General features: G+C 28.7%; 22 protein-coding genes and 2 tRNA genes. 6 read left to right on the forward strand and 18 right to left on the reverse strand.

Annotation, left to right across the window (positions count from 1 at the left end; genetic code table 11):
- Positions 1-22: 22 nt before the first annotated feature.
- The 12 genes from nuoK to rplU all read right to left on the reverse strand — a co-directional run bounded on the left by nuoK (position 23) and on the right by rplU (position 8,486).
- Complete coding sequence (nuoK, locus tag MR76_RS02380) at positions 23-349, reverse strand: NADH-quinone oxidoreductase subunit NuoK (RefSeq protein ID WP_024072101.1); 327 nt, start codon at positions 347-349, stop codon at positions 23-25.
- A complete protein-coding gene (locus tag MR76_RS02385; RefSeq protein ID WP_024072102.1) occupies positions 333-938 on the reverse strand; it encodes an NADH-quinone oxidoreductase subunit J in 606 nt (201 codons plus the stop codon). Before MR76_RS02385 ends, nuoK begins: the two co-directional genes overlap by 17 nt.
- A 741-nt stretch (positions 939-1,679) precedes the next feature.
- Positions 1,680-2,255 carry a hypothetical protein gene (locus MR76_RS02390; RefSeq protein WP_024072103.1) on the reverse strand — a complete coding sequence of 192 codons (576 nt, stop codon included), beginning with the start codon at positions 2,253-2,255 and terminating at the stop codon, positions 1,680-1,682.
- 898 nt (positions 2,256-3,153) lie between these two features.
- Positions 3,154-3,735 carry a hypothetical protein gene (locus tag MR76_RS02395; RefSeq protein WP_024072104.1) on the reverse strand — a complete coding sequence of 194 codons (582 nt, stop codon included), beginning with the start codon at positions 3,733-3,735 and terminating at the stop codon, positions 3,154-3,156.
- 250 nt (positions 3,736-3,985) lie between these two features.
- Positions 3,986-4,567 carry a hypothetical protein gene (locus MR76_RS02400; protein ID WP_024072105.1) on the reverse strand — a complete coding sequence of 194 codons (582 nt, stop codon included), beginning with the start codon at positions 4,565-4,567 and terminating at the stop codon, positions 3,986-3,988.
- A gap of 262 nt (positions 4,568-4,829) precedes the next feature.
- The gene (locus MR76_RS02405; protein WP_024072106.1) at positions 4,830-5,411 is read right to left on the reverse strand and encodes a hypothetical protein; all 582 of its coding nucleotides are present in this window, start codon (positions 5,409-5,411) and stop codon (positions 4,830-4,832) included.
- A 262-nt stretch (positions 5,412-5,673) separates the two neighbouring features.
- Positions 5,674-5,910 (reverse strand): hypothetical protein, encoded by a 237-nt coding sequence (locus MR76_RS02410; RefSeq protein WP_024072107.1) that lies wholly within the window; start codon positions 5,908-5,910, stop codon positions 5,674-5,676.
- Positions 5,911-6,036: 126 nt separating this feature from the next.
- On the reverse strand, positions 6,037-6,255 hold the full coding sequence (locus MR76_RS02415; RefSeq protein ID WP_024072108.1) for a hypothetical protein: 219 nt from the start codon (positions 6,253-6,255) through the stop codon (positions 6,037-6,039).
- 187 nt (positions 6,256-6,442) lie between these two features.
- Complete coding sequence (nuoF, locus tag MR76_RS02420) at positions 6,443-7,705, reverse strand: NADH-quinone oxidoreductase subunit NuoF (RefSeq protein WP_024072109.1); 1,263 nt, start codon at positions 7,703-7,705, stop codon at positions 6,443-6,445.
- A gap of 108 nt (positions 7,706-7,813) precedes the next feature.
- Positions 7,814-7,890: transfer RNA gene (locus MR76_RS02425), tRNA-Ile, on the reverse strand.
- Positions 7,891-7,906: 16 nt separating this feature from the next.
- Entirely contained in the window at positions 7,907-8,173 is a 267-nt protein-coding gene (gene rpmA / locus MR76_RS02430) for a 50S ribosomal protein L27 (protein ID WP_024072110.1), read from the reverse strand.
- Between the two features lie 4 nt (positions 8,174-8,177).
- A complete protein-coding gene (gene rplU, locus MR76_RS02435; protein WP_024072111.1) occupies positions 8,178-8,486 on the reverse strand; it encodes a 50S ribosomal protein L21 in 309 nt (102 codons plus the stop codon).
- 191 nt (positions 8,487-8,677) lie between these two features.
- Here rplU and eno point away from each other — a divergent pair, with 191 nt between their 5' ends.
- Together eno and cgtA are read left to right on the forward strand one after the other, a co-directional pair.
- Entirely contained in the window at positions 8,678-9,943 is a 1,266-nt protein-coding gene (gene eno / locus MR76_RS02440; RefSeq protein WP_024072112.1) for a phosphopyruvate hydratase, read from the forward strand.
- A complete protein-coding gene (gene cgtA / locus MR76_RS02445; protein ID WP_024072113.1) occupies positions 9,940-10,956 on the forward strand; it encodes an Obg family GTPase CgtA in 1,017 nt (338 codons plus the stop codon). Before eno ends, cgtA begins: the two co-directional genes overlap by 4 nt.
- A 434-nt stretch (positions 10,957-11,390) precedes the next feature.
- Here cgtA and rsmH read toward each other — a convergent pair whose 3' ends face one another.
- The 4 genes from rsmH to MR76_RS02465 form a co-directional block, all read right to left on the reverse strand.
- On the reverse strand, positions 11,391-12,293 hold the full coding sequence (gene rsmH / locus MR76_RS02450) for a 16S rRNA (cytosine(1402)-N(4))-methyltransferase RsmH (RefSeq protein ID WP_024072114.1): 903 nt from the start codon (positions 12,291-12,293) through the stop codon (positions 11,391-11,393).
- Positions 12,294-12,557: 264 nt separating this feature from the next.
- Positions 12,558-13,079, reverse strand: coding sequence for a 5-formyltetrahydrofolate cyclo-ligase (locus MR76_RS02455; protein ID WP_044171611.1), 522 nt, complete (start codon positions 13,077-13,079; stop codon positions 12,558-12,560).
- Between the two features lie 4 nt (positions 13,080-13,083).
- Positions 13,084-13,806: a 16S rRNA (uracil(1498)-N(3))-methyltransferase gene (locus tag MR76_RS02460; protein ID WP_044171460.1), complete on the reverse strand. Its 723-nt coding sequence runs from the start codon at positions 13,804-13,806 to the stop codon at positions 13,084-13,086.
- 15 nt (positions 13,807-13,821) lie between these two features.
- Positions 13,822-14,265 (reverse strand): peroxiredoxin, encoded by a 444-nt coding sequence (locus tag MR76_RS02465; RefSeq protein ID WP_024072117.1) that lies wholly within the window; start codon positions 14,263-14,265, stop codon positions 13,822-13,824.
- Between the two features lie 145 nt (positions 14,266-14,410).
- On the opposite strand from MR76_RS02465, the gene ileS reads away from it, so the two are divergent.
- On the forward strand, positions 14,411-17,734 hold the full coding sequence (ileS, locus tag MR76_RS02470; RefSeq protein ID WP_024072118.1) for an isoleucine--tRNA ligase: 3,324 nt from the start codon (positions 14,411-14,413) through the stop codon (positions 17,732-17,734).
- 180 nt (positions 17,735-17,914) lie between these two features.
- Here the strand turns inward: ileS and argS are convergent, their stop codons facing one another.
- Positions 17,915-19,645 (reverse strand): arginine--tRNA ligase, encoded by a 1,731-nt coding sequence (gene argS, locus MR76_RS02475; RefSeq protein ID WP_024072119.1) that lies wholly within the window; start codon positions 19,643-19,645, stop codon positions 17,915-17,917.
- A 368-nt stretch (positions 19,646-20,013) separates the two neighbouring features.
- Between argS and recO the strand changes: the two genes are divergently transcribed.
- Positions 20,014-20,748 (forward strand): DNA repair protein RecO, encoded by a 735-nt coding sequence (gene recO / locus MR76_RS02480; RefSeq protein WP_024072120.1) that lies wholly within the window; start codon positions 20,014-20,016, stop codon positions 20,746-20,748.
- A gap of 246 nt (positions 20,749-20,994) precedes the next feature.
- Positions 20,995-21,561, forward strand: a complete 567-nt coding sequence (locus MR76_RS02485) for a hypothetical protein (RefSeq protein WP_024072121.1) — start codon at positions 20,995-20,997, stop codon at positions 21,559-21,561.
- Positions 21,562-21,787: 226 nt separating this feature from the next.
- Here the strand turns inward: MR76_RS02485 and MR76_RS02490 are convergent.
- Positions 21,788-21,864 (reverse strand) — tRNA-Pro (locus tag MR76_RS02490).
- Between the two features lie 198 nt (positions 21,865-22,062).
- Here MR76_RS02490 and MR76_RS02495 point away from each other — a divergent pair.
- Positions 22,063-22,638 carry an RlmE family RNA methyltransferase gene (locus MR76_RS02495; protein ID WP_044171614.1) on the forward strand — a complete coding sequence of 192 codons (576 nt, stop codon included), beginning with the start codon at positions 22,063-22,065 and terminating at the stop codon, positions 22,636-22,638.
- Positions 22,639-22,677 lie beyond the last annotated feature (39 nt).

A 22,677-nucleotide genomic window follows, 5' to 3' on the forward strand; every position in this document is an offset into this window, starting at 1 on the left:
ATAAATACTATAAAAACCTTCTTTACTCTTTCATTTTATTGGCTGTTTCAATGTCAATATTTCCACAATTTCTAAAATATACTACAATAATAGCTAAACCCACTGCAGACTCTGCAGCAGCTACTGTTAATATAAACATGACGAAGACTTGTCCTAAAATATTATCAAGATATACCGAAAAAGCAGTAAAATTAATATTAACTGCTAACAACATCAGTTCTATCGATAAAAGAATAGTAATTATGTTTTTGCGATTAATAAAAATTCCAGATACACCAATAGTAAATAAAACTGCACCCAAAATAAGGAAATGATTTAAAGTAATACCAGCATCAGTTAGAATTTTCATAATCCACTCCTTCTCGTACTTTAACATTTACATATTTTATAGTAGATGACCTATTAACCTGAACATCTATATTTTGTCTACGCACACTATTGCTCTTAGTACGTAAAGTTAATACTAAAGATCCAATTATTGATATTAAAAGTAATATCCCAGATAAATGAAATATATACATATACTTTGTATATATTAAATTACCAATAGCAATCACATTACTTACATAAGGAACAGATCCTGTACTTACTAACTCAGTTGTTGCAGATTGCTTAATAATAAACACTATATTAATAAATAATATCATCCCACATAATAACCCTATAGCAAGATATTTTGTAAATCCACTTTTAAATCTCGAATAGTTTATATCTAACATCATAACTACAAATAAAAACAGTACTGCTACAGCCCCTACATATACTATTATAACTAGCATTGCTATCAACTCTGCACCCAACAAAATAAATAATGTACTAGATATGAAAAACGTTAAAATTAAACATAGCACAGAATAAACAGGATTTGACACATAAACTACAGCTATAGCTGATAATACTATCAACACTGCAAAAAAATGAAACAAAAAATAAATCATTATATTTATATCTGTTAATAATTAACAAATTCAACAAAAGAGTATAACTATATTAAATACTCAAGTAAATTATTATTACAGCTGAAGCACATAAGTCAATAAGTATTACTGAATGACCAAGTATACTCTAAAGAAGTTCACTATACCATTTATATCATTATTAGATGCATCTACTGTAACATGATTTAAGTGTCTACCTTGATATTGAGTATGAAATAATTCCACACTATCATTAAAAAAATTCAACATATATAGGGGGCAGATTTTTGCCAGAAGAAAACCCTAGACAAGATTTATATTTGTAAAATAATAGTATACTATTTCAGCTGCAATGCTATCTAGGTAAATTTCCACGCTTATAAAAACTATTTCCTTAGTAAATTAATCCATTTGCCTTCAAGTCACGCAAAAAATTAAGTTTAACTTGAATAGCTAGATAAAATTTTCGCCTCTCTTTATTTTCAGCAAATAAAAAGTAACATTTTGATTTAAATCTTATATTACTCACAATACAACATTTTTGAAACATTGTTTGATGTATGGGCATAAATATATGCATTTTTAGAAGAAGGTAGGTTACTATCAAAATTAGGATTTACTCCATAGTATGCTCCACGAGACTTATCATAACGACACTTCCCATCTCAGGTACTAAAGCAAGATGTCTATCTAAAAATAACAATATTAGCAACATATAATTTCACCTTTTTATAAGTATTTTAATATTATTTTGAATAATCCTTAGAATTTCATAATATAACTTAGATTATTATCGGACACATTTATTTTAGTGTGACTTAAGTATGTGCTTTGATATTGAGTATGAAATAATTCCCCACTATCATTAAAAAAATTCAACATATACGAACGAGGTATATCTTGCTTAAAAGAAAGTTTAACATAAGACTTATACATGTTAAACAACATAATCGTATACTCTTCTGGTGTAGTTTTATCTAGACAAACTTTTCCAGCAATAACAACTGTTTTCTTAGTCAATATTAATCCATTTGCCGTAAAGTCACGCAAAGAATTAGGTTTAACTGCAATAATTAGAAAAGATTCTTGTCCTGCTTTATTCTTACCAAATAAAAAGTAATACTCTAATTCAAATCTTACACTACTCATAATACAATATCTTTGAAATATTGCTTGATGCATGGGCACAAACCTAACAGTTTTAATAGAAGTTTGGCCAATTTCACCATTAAAATTAGGATTTAGTGGATAATAAGCTCCGTTGGATTTATCATAACTATACTCTTTCTCAGGCACTAAAACAGGATATCCATCTAAAAATAACAATATTAGTCGCATATAATTTTAATTTTTTAATAAGAAATATCAATTACTATTAATGCATATTAACTATTTTTAATAAAATGTAAACTATTATATTAATTTTATATTGTACCTAGTATAATCTATTACTGAATCAATGCTAGTCTTACTCAACTTTATTTTTCAAATTCAGTGCAAAATAATTATTTCTTTCACACTAAAAAATCCCATTATACATGAAATGCTTTACATATAATATTAGACAAAATGATGAATATCTTGGCATGCATATCAATTATGACACATTGTATTAATAATTATGTTATAAATGAGGGATTTAAAAAAAAGCAAGAGTAAGAACTTTGGAAAAAGAGAAGGCTTGACTTATGTACTATTAATCGTAATCTTAAACTAAGAAATTGTTCTATAATATTTAATATATTAAGAATATGATATTATATCAACATTTTAAGTTTCGTTACCTGACTGGTTTTTACCAAAAAAATACTATGAATACAAGACGATTGATTACGACAATAAAATCTGTACTTCTGATCAATACAATAAGTGATAAAAATGATCTTCTTGAGGATCTCCTAATTCTATTCACATTAGCATCTGCTGTATAAATCACTAAGCTTTTATCATACTTTACTGAAATTTAGTTAATAAAAGGTGTACCATTTGTAAATGATAATAATACTAAGTACATACCAATTAACAATCATTATATTTTATTGTATGACAATTAGCAAAATTATCCAAAAACACACAATATAATATTACAACTCATCCAGTAAAAATATTTACCAATAAGATTATATTGACATATAAATTAGATAAAATAATTGCATATATACAACATTAAACAGATAAATTTCTTAGATTAAAATCAAAAACCACCTATTGATAAAAATGACTCCACAGCACAAATTTACTGCATTTTCATAACAAATTCTACATCATTACTTACTTCATCCACTCGTACAAGCTCCAAAACTGTACTTTGATATGATTGATGAAACATATTACCACTACTATCAAGATAACTAAACCGATACATACGGCCATCTGGAACACTAGATCTTATACTCACTCTATTCTTAACATCATCAAACAAGCACTTGGTTTTATCTTTCAGTGATAGATCTGGCCTATAATTTACTCCAGCTGTTAAAAAAGTACTTGTATTTAATAACACACCTTCCTGAAACAGAGTAGGTATCAAATCAGATGGACACATAAAAACTAGATGTGCAGGTTCGGATACTGGATTCTTACCATATAAAAACACCAAAGATAAGTTTAAGAGTTCACTAGATACAATATTATAATCAGTAAATTTTGTCCGGTATATACGTTTATAAAACATATCATCCATGACAGGCATTGCTATTTGCATATTCAGATTATTATTACTTGTATAACAGTACCCTAACATCTTGTTAAAGTGAACATCTTTTGCAGGCAACAAAATAAGTTCCGATCTTACACTAGATAATAATATTAAATGCATATAATTATAACCAATAATCGTTATATTTCAACTATACTACAATTAGCAAATCTCAGAAACACACAGTATAATATTACAGCTCATCTACTAAAAAATATTTACAAACAAATCACATTAATATACAAATTGCTTATACACAATATTAAACAAATAAATTTTTTAGATAAAAATCAAAACTATTTATCTAAAAAACTTACTTTCATAAATAGAGTTACAACTTTTTATAAATCTTTAACTTTACAGCATAAACTTACTGAAATTTCATACAAAATGTTTGATCACCTGCTTGATCCACATTTACACTATTCAAGGCTGTACTTTTATAATCTGTAGAAAATAAATTACCGCTACTATTAAAAAAATTAAACTGATCCAAACGGGGTCTTGCGCTTTTGGTAATTATATCAACCATACTAATAATAGTAGGAAACAGTCTTATAGTTTTCTCTTCCGGTGTCAACGTTGATAATGACTCATCAAGCACTTCAGTTGATATCAAATTATACCTATTTAATATTACACCTTCCTGAAACAGACTAGGCATAAGACCAACTGGCTGAAATAAAGCCATATATACAGGCTGACCTGATGGATTACTACCATATAAAAACACTATATTGCGCTCTAGTTTAGGATTACTTGCAATACAATAATCATCAAATTTTGACCGGTATAGATTCTGAGAAAACTCAGCTATACCGACAAGTTGAAATAGTATATCCGTATCAGGATCCCCTGTATAACAAACATTTAGCGCTTTATCATAATGTATACTCTTTGTAGGAAACAAAGAAAGTTGTGAATCCCCATAAGGCAATAATATTAACTGCATATAACACCATTGTTACATTTCACTATATTAAAACATTCGCAAAAAATCTAAAAACACACAATGTAACATTGTAGTGCCCATTGAATAACAAAATATTTACCAATAGGATAATATTAATATAAAAATTAGATAAAACAATTGAATATATACAACATTAAACAGATAAATTTTTTAGATAGAAATCAAAACTATTTATTTACAAAACTTACTTTCATAAATAGAGTTACAACTTTTTATAAATCTTTAACTTTACAGCATAAACTTACTGAAATTTCATACAAAATATCTGCTCACCAACTGAATCCACAGTTACATTTTTCAAGGTCACAGTTTTATAGTCAGTATTAAATAATTCACCACTACTATTAAAATAATTCATCTGAGTTATATAGCTAATTGAGGTTTTGGCAAATATCTCAAGTTGAGAACTAATTTGATCAAACAAGGCAATAGTTCTCTCTTCCGATGTTGCATTTAAGATTATATCACCAAGAAATCCACTTGATAGAAAATTACTGTTATCTAATACTAAACCTTGCTCAAATATATCAGGTATAAGACCATTTGGATGCAAGAAAACTATATATACAGGCTTGCCTGATGGATTATTACCATATAAAAACATTACATTGCCTTCTAATTTAGGACTACTTACAACACAATAATCACAAAATTGTGACCGGTATAGATACTGACTAAATTCAGATTCATTTTGAGGATTAATAACTCCATCTATATCAGGATTCCCTGTATAACAACAATTTAACATTTTATCATAAGCACACATTTTAGAAGGCAATAAAGCAAGTCTTGACTCACCATAAGACAACAACATTAACTGCATATAACACCATTGTTACATTTCACTGTATTAAAACATTCGCAAAAAATCTAAAAACACACAATGTAACATTATAGTGCCCATTTAATAACAACATATTTACCAACAGGATAATATTAATATAAAAATTAGATAAAACAATTGAATATATACAACATTAAACAGATAAATTTTTTAGATAGAAATCAAAACTATTTATTTACAAAACTTACTTTCATAAATAGAGTTACAACTTTTTATAAATCTTTAACTTTACAGCATAAGCTTACTGCAATGTCATATAAAATAATTGAGTACCATTTACTTGATCCACACTTACACTATTCAAGACTGTAATTTTATATTCTGTATGAAATAACTCACCGCTACTATTAAAATAACTAAACTGAGTCAAACAGCTTGTTGAGGTTCTGTCCTTTATAGCCATATTACTATTAACAACAGTAAACAAGTTCTTAGTTTTCTCTTCCACTGATAAATGTAAGCTTAACTGATTAACCACTCCAGTTTATAAGATTATACTTAGTTAATATCATACCTTGCTGAAACAAATCATGCATATAACCAACTGGATGCAGCAAAATTAGATATACCTGCTTGCCTAATGGATTCTTACCATATAAAAATACTATATTTTTTCTACTCTATTATTAGTTATAATACAATAATCAACAAATTTTGACCGGTATAGAGTCTTATCGAAAGTAAAATTACTGCTAGAATTTAATTGCATATCTATAACAGGATTCCCTGTATAACAAAGATCTAACGCTTTATCATAATGACATACTTTCTCAGGTAACAAAACAATTTCTGAATTCCCATAAGACAATAATATTAAGTGCATATAACACCATTGTTACATTTCACTGTATTAAACATCAGCAAAAAATCTAAAACACATAATGTAACATATAGCACCCATTCGTAAAAAAAAAATATTTATCAATAGTATCATATTAATATAAAAATTAGATAAAATAATTGAACACATACAACATTACCACAATCACTAAATTAATTTAGCTTTATTATTAACTTTTTATCCGATCTTCAATTACATCCCTAAAATGCCTAATCAACCCTTGTATAGGCCAAGCTGCAGCATCACCAAGAGCACATATAGTATGCCCTTCTATCTGATGTGTAATATTTAATAATAAATCAATGCTTTCAGGCGTAGCATCACCCATTACTATTTTTTTCATGATTCTCCACATCCAACCAGTACCTTCTCGACATGGTGTACATTGTCCACAAGATTCATGCATATAAAAATGCGATAATCTTTCTATAGCCGCTACTAGATCTGTTGATTTATCCATAACTATTAAACCCGCAGTACCTAACCCTGACTGGACAGCCCTTAAAGAATCAAAATCCATAGTTACAGTATCACAAATAGATTTTGGAAGCATTGGTACTGATGAACCACCAGGTATTACTGCTAATAAGTTATCCCATCCTCCACGAACACCTCCAGCATATTTTTCTATAAGTTCCTTCATGGGAATTCCTAATTCCTCTTCTACATTACACGGATTATTAACATGTCCTGATATACAAAAAATCTTAGTACCTGTATTATTTTCTCTACCAAGAGATGCAAACCAATCACCACCCCTTCTCATAATCTCACTAACAGTTGCAATAGTTTCAACGTTATTAATAGTAGTAGGACAACCATATAACCCTATTGCAGCTGGAAAAGGAGGTTTCAACCTTGGCATACCTTTTCTTCCTTCTAATGATTCAAGCTGAGCAGTTTCTTCCCCACAAATATATGCTCCAGCTCCTCTATGAATAAAGATATCTAAATCATATCCAGAATTACATGCATTTTTTCCTATTAACTTAGCTTTATATGCTTCATCTAAAGCCTTAGACAATACTAAATATTCATTATAAAATTCACCACGAATATAAATATAAGCTGTAGTTACATTCATTGCAAACCCAGCTATCAATATTCCTTCAATAAGCCTATGTGGATCATACCTTAATATGTCACGATCTTTACATGTACCAGGTTCTGATTCATCCGCATTAACTATCAAATATGCTGCTTGGCCTTCTTTTCTAGTTTTTGGCATAAAGCTCCACTTTAAACCTGTAGAAAATCCTGCTCCACCTCTACCACGTAATCCTGACTTCTTTACCTCTTGAATAATATATTCAGGACCTAGATTCAATATTTCTAAGATATTACTCCAAATACCTCTACTTTTTGCAGATTTTAAAAATGGAGAATATTGACCATTAAGATTAGTAAATACTCTATCACTATCTTTTAACATAAAGCTTTATACAATACTAGAAATTATTAATAGATTAATAACGATTAGCATAAAACATAGCCATACTAAAACATTACATAATCCCTAAAGCAAAAACACGGCTATAATTGGTGGGCCTGGGAAGAGTTGAACTTCCGACCTCACGCTTATCAGGCGTGCGCTCTAACCACCTGAGCTACAAACCCCAACAAAAGCTCTATATTAAGAAGCAGAATTAGCTTCTAGTACATCAACAAACATCTTATTAAGTACTCCTCTCCTAAAATGTACAAAACCTGAAATCTTAGAAAAAATAGTATGATCTTTTCCCATTCCAACATTCTTACCAGGATGATATTTTGTACCTCTCTGACGTATGATAATATTACCAGGAATTACTTTTTCACTCCCAAATTTCTTTACTCCTAATCTTCTACCTCTCGAGTCCCTACCATTACCGGAGCTACCACCAGATTTTTTCGTAGCCATACTTCTACTCCATATTATTAATTTTAGTAATACGTAAAACAGTCATGTACTGCCTATGACCATTTTTCCTTCTATAATTCTTACGACGTTTTTTCTTAAACACTATTATTTTATCATTTCTACATTGCTCAAGAATTGATGCTGTGACAGTTGTATTCTGTGCAAAAATCATATTGTTATTTATATCAGTTAACGCAATTACCTTATTCAGAGTAACTTCTTCCCCTACAGAAGCATTTAATTTTTCTATTTTTATAATATCTTGCTCTCGTACTTTATATTGCTTCCCACCAGTTTCAACAATAGCAAACATAACCCATCTCTTAACGTTTAAATCAATTATTATTTTTAGTAATTCTGCTCAATATAATACAATATGTCAATAACATTGTTATTCTTTTAAATATAAGTCAACATTGAGAATAAATTTACATTTTATATAAAAGATATTACTATCTTTTTTGAAATTTTTCAACATACCATAAAAAACAAAAAGGTAATGCTGTGTTTAATGTAACAATTAATAAAATATTAGCTAGACAAATCTTAGATAGTAGAGGATATCCTACCATTGAAGTAGAAATTATATTATCAAATAATATAAAAGCAAAAGCTTGTATACCTTCAGGAGCTTCAGTAGGAAAATTTGAAGCAGTAGAATTACGAGATAATGATAAAAATTTTTATAATGGATATGGAGTGACAAAAGCAGTTAATTTAATTAATTCAGAAATTGCTCCACAAATCATAAGTATGAATACGTTAAATCAAGAAAAAATAGATAACGCATTAATTGAAATAGACGGAACAGATAATAAATCAAGAATTGGAGCAAATTCAACACTTGCAATATCATTAGCAATCGCAAAGGCTGCAGCTTTAACATTAAATATTCCTTTATATCAATACTTAGGAGGAATTACAGCAAAAGTTCTTCCTACTCCACTTATTAATGTCATTAATGGTGGAATGCATGCAGATAATAATTTAGATTTTCAAGAATTTATGATTATTCCAAATGGAGCTAATAAGTTTGAAGATGCAATAAGAATGTCAGCTGAAGTGTTTTTTCAATTAAAACAAATTCTAAAATTCAAACAATTAAATACTAATGTAGGAGATGAAGGAGGGTTTGCTCCAAACATAAAATCAAATACTGAAGTATTCGAAATCATTATAGATGCTGTAGAAAAGTCAGGATATAAAATGTATGAAGATTTCTCATTAGGATTAGATGTTGCTGCATCTACATTTTACAAAGATCAGAAATATAAATTTGCAAATTACGAATTAAACGCTCAAGAATTAGTAGAATATTATAAAAACATAACCTCACAATATCCTATTATATCAATTGAAGACCCAATAGCAGAAGAAGATATAAATGGATGGAAACTTATAACACAAGAATTAGGCAATAAAATACAAATAGTAGGAGATGACCTATTCGTAACTAATTGTAAATTAATTCAAAATGGAATTAATAATAACATGGCAAATGCAGTATTAATAAAACCAAATCAAATTGGTACATTAACTGAAACTTTCAATGCTATAAGACTTGCTCAAAAAAATAACTATAATGTAATAATATCTCATAGATCAGGTGAAACAGAGGATACTACAATTTCCCACATAGCTGTTGCAACAAACTGCGGACAAATCAAAACTGGTTCTCTATCTAGATCTGAACGTTTAGCAAAATACAATGAATTATTATATATAGAAAAATTATTAGACATTTCATCAATCTACTATGGAGCATTATGAGCTTTATTGATGAAGCAAAAGTATATTTAAAAGCAGGAAATGGCGGAAATGGTTGTAGTAGTTTTCGTCGTGAAAAATTTATTGAATTTGGCGGGCCTGACGGTGGAAATGGAGGTAATGGTGGAAATATCATCTTTGCCACAAGTAATAATATTAACACGTTACTATATTTTAGATATAAACAACATATAAAAGCAGAAAATGGAAATCCGGGTTCTGGTAAAAAGAAATCTGGACTATCTGGAAAAGATATGATCATAAAAGTTCCTATAGGAACTCAACTATATGATGAAGATGGAATATTAATCGCCGACCTTAATTCAGAAAACCAAAAATTTATAGCAGCATATGGTGGTAAAGGTGGAACAGGGAATGCTAACTATAAAACATCTACCAATAGAGCACCTAGACATTTTACTCTTGGAGAAGCAGGAGAAGAAAAATACATTATATTAAAATTAAAAATCATTTCAGATGTAGGAATCATAGGATTACCCAATGCAGGAAAGTCAAGCTTTTTAGCTTCATGCACTCAGTCAAAGACAAAAATTGCTGATTATCCGTTTACAACTTTAGAACCACATTTAGGAGTCGCTTTTATTGACAACAGAGAATTAGTGTTAGCTGATATACCGGGATTAATTCCTGGAGCACATCTAGGCTACGGCATAGGTGACAAATTTTTAAAACATATTGAAAGATGTTCTATATTATTACACATCATAGATTGTACCTCAAATAACATTATTGATTCATATGAATGCATTAGAAAAGAACTAATACTTTACAATAAAGAGCTGGCTGATAAAACAGAATTTATAGTACTAAATAAAAGCGATTTATTAGATAAAAAAGAAATTAAGAAAAAAAAGCAATTATTATCAGAGCACACACAAAAAGAAATATTTGTATCATCGATAAAAGATAACCGTTACACTATTCTAGCTACTTTAATTCAATACATAAACAACGATAATGCTGAACCATATATATATGATCCATTTAATATATGACATATATTTGTTTTTAAAAAGCTAAAAAACAATATATTATATATTATACTTAAACCATTTTTTATATAATTGATATGCTATATCAAAACTATATAATCTAATAAAAAAATAAAATTCACTAGTCTAGTATTAATTAAAAAAGAGTGTCTCAATACTAAAAATTTTATAAAACACTAAATCCAGAAAGATGCTCTTGTAATTAAAAAATACAAATTTAATAATACATCTAACAAAAACATTACCTAGATACATATCTTTTTTACTAAATTCAAAAAAATAGTACTATATCAATTATATCAACCCATAACTGAAACTAAAATTTTATATATTTAACTACAAGATGTTATATCGATATTCATATTGGAAATATAAACTTAAGAAACTTCTCAAAAAGCATATTATAAATCTACAACTTGATTGATCTAAAAAGTACATTATATTTTTAATATAGCTCTCAACTTTGCAGATCTAGATCTAGGATTTTTTACTATTTCCTCAGAACTTGGTCTTATTATTTTTTTATTAATCAATTGAAATCTCATATTTAACTTTGATGAAGTTATAGTATTTCCATTACACAATGATTTAAATATTACTTTTACAATTCTATCCTCCAACGAATGAAAAGAAACTACTATTATTTTTCCACCTGGATTCAATAAATCAGCAGCATTAGTTATCCCATGTTCTAATTCTTCTAATTCTTTATTAACCCATATCCTAATTGCCTGAAACGTCCTTGTTGCAGGATCAATACTATGGTTTTTACTACGTGATATTACAGATTTAACTATAAATGCAAGCTCACCTGTAGTTTTTATTGCTTTCTTTTTCCTTGATTCAACAATAGCTTTTGCTATTTTACGAGAGTATTTTTCATCTCCATATTGATATATAACATCAGCTATCTCTGCTTCAGAAGCTGTATTCACAAACATTGATGCATCAATACTACACATAGAAGTATTCATCCTCATATCAAGAGGTCCATCTTTAGAAAAAGAAAAACCACGATTAGCATTTTCTAATTGCATAGAAGAAACCCCTATATCAAATACTATACCATCAACTCTTTGCAACTGAGCTTTATGTAAAATTTGTTTTATTTTACTGAATTTATTAATATAAAAATGTATTCTGCCTGGAAAATCATGAACTAGTTCCTCATAGAAAACATTAGTATATTCATCTTGATCAATAGCATAGACCTGACAATCTGCAGATCCCAAAATTGCTCTAGTATATCCTCCTGCTCCAAATGTTGCATCAACATATATTTTCCCATCTTGAGGATCTAATATGTCTAACATTTCTTTTAATAAAACTGGAGTATGCATATATAAACTTCTCATTCGAATAACAATCATTCAATCTTTTAACATAAGAGATGTTTTTTATTACATATTCATATATTTGCGTAGTTATTAACTATAATATACTGTATATTTCATAAAAAACAATTTACAAACCAAAATATTAAAAAGAAAATGCAGAAATTGCGTATACTAATATATACATAAATTATAAATCAAAGCTCAACATATTAATAACAATTTTTAGATAATTGATATTCAACAACAAGATCTTAAGAAATTATAATGTTACATCTGCTTATAAACTTTCTTTTCCGTAATCACCATATCTAAAATTTCATCATGACTTTCAATAGGTACTACATCACACAACTGTATATCGTACGCAACTCCTACAACTTTACAAGTCGGTCTTAACTTAGAAATAGTACTGTCATAATATCCACCTCCAAAACCCAATCTATTCAAACATCTATCAAATGCAATAAGAGGTACTATTAAGATATTTGGAATAACAGAATTAATTGTATTCCATTGATGAAATAATAATATTTTACTATTTTGATTTATTACAGGAACTGCCACTACATGCTTTTCTCCCATTAAATGATTCATTAATGGTAATACATCAATTTCACCATCTATAGGGATATATCCAGAAATTATAGATGTTTCTTCTATTGTTATATTATCAATATAATTTTGTAATAAAGAATAAGAGGCCTCTTTTTGACATTGTACTTCTTTTCTTAATTTCCTATATTTTTGACGCAACTCGGTTTTCCTATCGCTAATACTTTTAATAATCATAACACTATAACATACAATAATATTCATTTACATAAGCTAGCGCACTAACAACTGCTGTATCAACTCTTAGTATTGTTGTACCTAAAGATAAACCATCACAAAAACTATATGCAAAATTCAATTCATCATTTGAGAAACCACCTTCTGGCCCTATAATGACATAAATATTATTTTTGTTTTTTAGAATTTCTGATGGGTAATCACCTTTACCTGTTTCATCGCAAATTATAAAATTGTTATCACTAGTCTTCAAATTTTTTAAATCAGTAAAATTAATAGGAGAAGCAATATATGGAATATCAAGCCTTCCACATTGTTCAGCAGCTTCAATAGACCACTTTCTGCATTTATCTAAATTTATATTACTCGTTGCTATATGTTTTGTATAAATAGGCTGCATAAATGTTACTCCCATCTCCGTAGCTTGTCTAATTACATTTTGTAACACAGTGTTTTTTACAATGGAAAAACATAATGTTAAATCTTTAGTTATAATTTGCTCTCTAACCAATTCATTTACTCTAATTTTAGTATTATTAGATAATTCAAATATTTCACCTATCCATTCCCCATCCCTACCATTAAACAGTTTTATCTTGTCAAATTTTGTAGCTCGCATTACATGACATATATAGTGAGAAGCAAGATTATCTAAGGTTATAATAGAACATTTTCCAAGAGCACAAGTCACATATAATCTAATGTTTAACTTTCTTCCTTTTTGCATCACTAATTCAGTAACTTACATTATCTCTCTTATTATCTCAAGAACATTATCAACATGTCCACTAACTTTTACATTCCGCCAAATTTTTCTTATTTTGCCATGTTTATCTATTAGAAATGTAGAACGGTCTATACCCATATAAGATTTTCCAAACATATTCTTTTCTATCCAAATACCATATTGCTTTGATAGCTCAGAATTTTCATCAGATATTAGTTCAAATGATAAATCATGCTTCTTCTTAAAACTCTCATGAGATTTATCACTATCCTTAGACACACCAATTATAACGGTATTCAAATCAGTAAAATCATTCACTGCTTCTTGAAAATCTTTTGCCTCTCTCGTACAACCAGGCGTATCATCTTTTGGATAAAAGTACAATACTACATTCTTCTTACCTTTATAGGTATCAAGATTCTCAAAATATGGTGCATCATCTCCTATTTCCACTGTCATAAGCTCCTCAATATAAATTAATTTTTTAAAACAATGCTATGAATATTAACAAGAGTCAATAATTTTTACATATTTTAATAGAACTGTGATTGCAGCTTGAATAAATATGTGTATAGTAAAACATCTATACTAAATAACAAACATTATGACAGAATATTACTCACAATCAATAGGAGAACCTAATTTTCCATCAATAGAAGAAGATATATTAAAATTTTGGAAAGAAAATAATATTTTTAAAAAATCTGTAGATAATCGAGATGAAAATAAAAGATTTATATTTTATGATGGACCACCATTTGCAAATGGATTACCTCATTACGGACATTTACTCACTGGATTTATTAAAGATGCTGTAGCTCGTTATAAAACAATGGCAGGATTCAAAGTTGATAGAAGATTTGGATGGGATTGCCACGGATTACCCGCTGAAATGTTATCAGAAAAAGAACTAGGAATATCAGGAAAGTTAGCTATTGAAAAATTTGGTATAGAAAAATTTAACAACCATTGCCGAAACTCTGTTATGAAATTTTCAAAAGAATGGCAACAATATGTAGAAAGACAAGCACGATGGGTAGATTTTGAAAATGATTACAAGACCATGAATTTACCTTTTATGGAATCAATAATATGGTCATTTCATGAATTATGGAACAAGGGACTAATATATGAATCTATAAAAATAGTACCCTATAGTTGGGCATGTCAAACACCATTATCAAATTTTGAAACTAGGATGGACAATGCATATAGGCAAAAAACAAGTAAAACTGTGACCGTAGCATTCGAATTATTAGAAAATCCTAAATTCCTCATAATAGAAAACGTTAAAACCTATAAAATACTAGTTTGGACTACTACTCCATGGACCTTACCTTGTAATCTTGCTTTAGCTATAAGCGCAAATATTAAATACCGTGGAGCCATTATCAATCAAGAGATGTTTATTTTTGCTGAAGGATATTTAAAAATTTTTCAAGAGCATTGCAAAAAAAATAAGATAGAATATCAATTATATAATGAAGATATTTCATACATTAATTTAGAAAATTTGCATTACAAACCTCTATTTGAATATTTCATTGATATTAAAAATGCATTTAAAATCTTAATAGCAGACTTTGTAGTAGAAGGAGAAGGCACTGGAATAGTACATATTGCCCCAGGATTCGGAGAAGATGACTTTATCTTATGTCAAAAGCAAGGTATTCCAGATATTGATGGAGATACATCTAATTTATTATCAATTATCTGTCCTATAGATGATGGAGCAAAGTTTACTGATAAGATTTCAGATTTTGCAAATATGCATGTATTTGATGCAAATGATAAAGTTATTACTATATTAAAAGAAAAAAATTTTTACTTTAAGACAGATCAATATTTACATAATTACCCACACTGTTGGCGTACAGATACTCCATTAATATACAGAGCAATGTCATCTTGGTATGTTGAAGTTACAAAAATAAAAGACAGAATATTGGAACTTAATAAGACAATAAATTGGATCCCTCATTATATACGTAGCGGACAATTTGGCAAATGGATTGAAAACGCTAAAGATTGGGCAATATCACGTAATAGATTTTGGGGCACTCCTTTGCCAGTATGGAAATCAGATAATCCCAATTACCCAAGAATAGATGTATACGGATCAATAAAAAAAGTATTTGACAATGTAAGAGCACTAGAAGAAGACTTCGATATATCATGTATAAACGATTTACATCGTCCATATATCGATAATTTAGTACGCCCTAATCCAGATGATCCAACCGGAAAATCAATGATGAGACGTGTTAATGACGTATTTGATTGCTGGTTTGAATCTGGATCAATGCCTTATGCACAATTGCATTACCCATTTGAAAATAAAGAATTCTTCGAGGATTATTTTCCAGCAGACTTTATTACTGAATATATAGCACAAACCAGAGGTTGGTTTTACACATTATTTATATTATCCACAGCATTATTTGATAAACCTCCATTTACAAATTGCATATGTCATGGCGTAGTATTAGATACTCAAGGACAAAAATTATCTAAAAGACTTAATAACTATGCTGATCCAATGGAACTATTTAAGCAATATGGCTCAGATGCTATGCGATTCCTAATGTTATCACATGCAGTATCATATGGTGGAGATCTATTACTAGACAAAGAAGGAGTAATGGTAAGAGACGTACTACGTAATGTGATAAAACCAATATGGAATAGTTATAATTTCTTTACTATTTACGCAAATATAGACAAAATAAAAGCAGAAATTATTACAGATCTCAGTGGACTAAACAATATTATGGATAGATACATAATATGTGAATGTATCAGTACTATACAGTCCATATTTAATGCTATTGAAGGATTAGATAAATGTTCTAACAATTTTGGATATAACATAAAATTAGCATGTAGCAATATCACTCAGTTTTTCGAAATATTGAACAATTGGTATATCAGAAGATGTAGAGTACGATTTTGGTCATCAGAAATCAATCAAGATAAAATAGATGCCTATAATACATTATATACTGTTATATATTACATAATAAAAATTTCTGCACCATTTCTACCTATCATTACTGAGGCAATCTGGCAAAAATTAAATTTTCAAAAAGAAGAGTCCGTACATTTATCATCACTACCAAATATGAGTAATTTCATATTGAATGATAAAGATCAACAAAATACCCAATACATGAAACTAACAATAAGTATATGTAATCATGTGTTGTCTATCAGAAATATCCATAACATTAGAGTTAGACAACCTCTTAATAAAATTGTTATATACAGTTACAATTGCACAGATTTACTTAATTTGCCTGTAGAATACCAAAATATTTTATTAGAAGAAATAAATGTAAAAAGCATATTATTCAAATCTGACATATCTGACGTAGCATCATTTCAATTAAAGTTAAATTTCCCAGAACTGGGAAAAAGAATACCAGACAAAGTCAAATCCTTAATATCTTTATTAAAAAATAATAAGTGGGAAATACTAGAAAATAACCAATTACTTCTTGGTACAAGAGAAGCAGAACATTATATCATAAATAATAACGAATACACTTTAACTATCAAAATTCATAATGATTTTGCATCCACTATTAATTTAGATCAAAATTTACTTGGTATAGTGTTACTAGATCATGAACTTTCTGATGATCTAATAATGGAAGGTATCGCAAGAGATATAGTAAGACTAATACAACACTCTAGAAAAGATAATAAATTCAATATCTCTGATAAAATTGACGTTATCATACATACAAAAGATCACATAGTACAAAAATCTATTAAGATATGGTCTCAATATATAATTCAACAAACTTTATCTACGTCATTAGCTACGTGCAAAGAGCTTACAGATATCGAAAATATTACAAAATACTATAAAAATACAATGAAAGACAGGGATGTGTCTGTGTTTTTAAAAAAATCACAGATTTGAGTGTATGATCACAAATTAACTACAAATTTATACTAGCAGATATTTTATACACAACCTTATACAAAATACATTTTATTGTAATTGTAACACACTAAGGTTTTTATAAAATACATTCTATATATAAAACCAGCAGCTTTTATGTAATAAATATATCACTAAAAAGATATATAACCATAACAATCAGTGCATTTCTTTCAAGGGAAGTATAGAAAATATCTTTAAACCACTACTAATAATGTATGCAACAGATTTAGCTAAATATATTCTTGCAGACGTAAGGTTAACATCACCATCTACAATAAAACGTCTATTTGTATTCTTATTTCCGTAACCCCACAATACATGAAATGCTTCTGCAACTTCTATTAAATAAAAAGTTATCCTATGTGGCTCTGCAGTCTTTGCAGATATTTCAACTACATGCGGCCATTTTGCTAATAACTTAATCAATAGTATTTCTTCTTTTGAAGATAACACAGAAAAATCTGTATCCTCTATTTCTAAAATGTTTGGAGCATTACGCATTAATGAATAAACACGAGCATGAGCATATTGTACATAAAATATTGGATTATCTTTAGATTGTTCAACGACTTTAACAAAATCAAAATCCAAAACTACATCACTTTTACGAGTCAACATTATAAATCTGACTACATCTCTACCTACCTCTTCCACAACATCTCTTATAGTTAGAAACTCGCCGGATCTTTTTGACATCTTTACTTGCACACCACCATCAAGGAAATTTACAATATTATGTAACTTTATATCTACAGTAGCATTATTATTACTTAATGCTTTCACTGCCGCTTTTAATCTTTTTACATAACCAATATGATCAGATCCTAACTCTAAAATCATATGCTGAAAACCACGTGACATCTTATCAAAATGATATGCTATATCACTTGCAAAATAAGTCCAACTACCATCAATTTTCTGTAAAGCTCTATCTACATCATCTCCAAAATTAGTAGATTTAAATAACATTTGTGTTCTAGGCTTCCAATTTTGATTCTCCATACCTTTTGGGTGGTCCAAAACCCCATAGTATATCAATTGCTTGTCTTCTAAAAGTTTCACACATTTTTCTATAACATTATTTTTTAATAATTCTGCCTCTGAGGTAAATACATCATGCTTAATTCCCAACAATGCAAGATCTTCCTTTATAAGATTCATAAGGTATTTGAGAGATACATCACGTATAATCTTCATCTTATTATTAGAGCTCATCTCTAATAAATCTGTACCATATTTTTCATATAGAAGCTGCCCTATTTTTTTTAAATACAGTCCTGGATATAACCCACTACCTATCACAATATCCTGACCTGCAGCTTCTTTATATCTCAAATATACAGATTCAACCAATACATCTATTTGTGTACCAGCATCATTAATATAATACTCTCTAACAACTTGATATCCTACTTTTTCCAGCAAATTTGCTAATACATCACCAAATATAGCACCACGAGCATGTCCAACATGCATCGGCCCAGTAGGATTAGCAGAAACAAATTCTACATTAACTTTCTGTCCGTTTCCTATATTAACATTAGCAAAATTTTCTTTTAGCATGTTAATAGAAACTATCATTTCATACCAAATACAAAAAGAAATACTAAAATTAATAAAACCTGGCTTTACAATACTGATATTGGATATTTCCTTAATACTAGAAAATTCACACAGCAAAATTTCTGCTATATCTAGTGGATTTTTTTTTACATAACTACCTAAAATTAAAGCTGCATTAGTATATAAATCTCCATGATCATTATTATTAGGATAATCCACTATTAACTTGCTTAATAGAACATCATCTATTATTATTAACTTCTTATCACTTAATATATGCAACTTTTCTATTATGCAATTTCTAATGGTATTAATTAAGTTCATTTATGTAATCTCTCATAATTCTGATTGTATTATATAATTTTCCATCAATATTGAAAACAAGCAAATACAATATTCATTAATTTATAATGTTTATAATTAAATACCTATCAAATAATTTATTAATAACATAAAAAGATTATTTATTTAAATATCAATAATAATAGATAAATTACTTATAATTTTATACTAATTAAGATATAATTTTAAAAATTAGCTCAACATTAACACTGAACCTTAATTATACACACAATAATTTAGCGGCAATTAAGTAAAATAATTACCGACTAATACATAAGCAAACATATATATTTTCCAATTTTATTTTCATTGTATGATAGTATATCAACTACTATAAAATGAGTTTTAGTGTGAGATGGCAAGACCAAGGAATAGTAATTGCAACAAGAAAATACGGTGATGATCAAATCATAATTTCCATATTTACTCAAAAACATGGTTTAAAAAAAGGATTAGCAAAATATCTGAAAAAAACAACTCACAGATTACAAATAGGAGATTACGTTAATGTAACATGGAGCTCAAGATTAATAAGCAATTTAGGCTACTTTAAATATGAATTAATTAAATCCACTTTATACCACTATATACAGGATAATCTTAAAACAATGTGTATAGCTTTTTTGACTTTTACACTAGATCAAGTATTACCAGAGAATGAAGAAAATTATACCATTTATAATTGTTTAGATACTTTTATCAATTCAATACAAATTAAGGATATTAACTGGCAAATAAAATATCTTAGATTAGAATTAACTTTACTATCAGAACTAGGATTCGGATTAGATCTATCACGATGTACTGTAAATAATACAAATGAGAATTTAACTTTTATTTCTCCAAAAACTGGAAAAGCAATATCGAAAACTGTTGGATTACCATACAAAAAAAATCTATTACCTTTACCACAATTATTACATGACGTGTATAATAACTGTGCATACAAATTCTCTAAAACAGAGTTCAAATCAAGCTTAAATGTATTAGGATATTTTTTTAAAAAACACTTTCTTATAGAACAAAACACAATTTTAATAAAATATAGAGAAGAAATAATAAAACTTATAGATTTACAAGATTAAACAATGTCTTTGATTTTTATCAACTAATCTAAAATATTCATTTATTGATTGTTACGAACAATAACTCACCAATACCTTATATATATTACATAAGATATCACTAACCCTATACTAAAATTTCATTTTTTACATATTAATAAATAACAATCACCTAATTTCATTAAATTTAAGCAATACATATTTAAAAATATATTTACAATTATACAATATAATATAGATTATCATATTTTATACAGTAATTAATTTATGGAAGGAAATGAAGGCGGTGGAATAAATGTATCCGCACTACAGTCTTACCTACATCAACAACATGCCGGCAGTGGCCATGGAGAAGAAGAAGAAGAGACTGCACTTTCTATTTTTATATTTCTTGCTTGGTTTTACAAAAATGTACCATGTTTCCTCGATAGCACCACTGGGAATATAGTTGCTTCAGTTACATGCTTAGGAGCACAATTACCAACTACAGTAGCATTCGGATCTGAAATGAGAAAAAATATCTTTGGATTACCAAAACTGCTACCAGATCCACAATCAGAAGGTGCTTCTGGCGAAGGTGGAGGGGGTGAAGATGCAACAGCTGCCAGTGGAGAAAATGATGGAGACGGCATACAAGCTACACACCACGATGACCCATATGCTCATGATGATTATCCTCATGCTAACCAAGAGATTGCTGATGCTGCAGGCCAGGGACTAGATAATGTAAATCATAATCCACTACAACAAGAACCTGAATATCATCACGATCATTCTCCTAGCCCTACTCCTACTACATCTCAACAAAGTCAATACGATCATGCTTTCCATTGATCTTAAAGAGAACAATACATCAATATACAATCTATTTTATCTAAACATAACTTATAATCTAGTGTAATGTTATATAATTTCCTAAAGATTATAGAATTACAAGTAAGTAACTTTATCACAAGTATATTCTCTATAATATATTACCATATTAATCAAAGTACAAACTAGAAGCACATCAGAATAAATAAAATAGACTTAGATTTTATAATTAAAGCATAAATACTAATGGTCGGAGCGGAGAGATTTGAACTCTCGACCACTTGGTCCCAAACCAAGTACGCTACCAGGCTGCGCCACGCTCCGTAAAATATTCCACACGTAATCGTATCAAAAATATAGATTATATCAATAAAATAATTCTTGTCATTAAGCAAAAATAATTTATCATATTACTTTAATATAATAAATGTAAGTCATATATCTACTATTGTAAAAACTGCTAAAGGACGTAAGGTTTCCTCTACACGGTGGTTGCATAGACAACTAAATGATCCTTATGTTTTGCTAGCAAAAAAACATGGTTACAGGTCTAGGTCTGCATTTAAGTTGATAGAAATAGACAATAAGTTTTCTATATTAAGAAAAGGACAATACGTATTAGACCTCGGGTCATCCCCTGGAGGGTGGTCTCAAGTTGCAGCTCAAAAGGTATCACATAGTAATAATAATTCAGTATTTGCTGTTGATATCCAAAATATGGATAGGATTTCTAATGTGGTATTCATTCAGTGTGATATTATTAATGACATAGAACTTTTAAATACTAAGTTCCATGACAAAAAATTCGATGTAATATTGTCTGATATGGCACCAAAGGCCTGTGGAAACAAACAAGTTGATCATGCCAATATCATGAATTTATGTGAAATATCTCTTGACATCACTATAAAGTTTGCACGCGAAAATGGAGTATTTATTACTAAAATCTTACAAGGAGAATATGAAAAAGAATTCTACCAATCAATGAAAGCTCATTTTAAGCATGTAAAATACTTCAAGCCAAAAGCAAGCAGAAAGGATTCATCGGAAATATATTTAGTAGGATTAGGATTTATAAGATATTCACAACATATTTAACAGAGAAAGCATAACTATAACATTACACAAACCAATAAG

It is taken from the genome of Ehrlichia muris AS145 (genome assembly GCF_000508225.1).
GTDB classification, from domain to species: domain Bacteria; phylum Pseudomonadota; class Alphaproteobacteria; order Rickettsiales; family Anaplasmataceae; genus Ehrlichia; species Ehrlichia muris.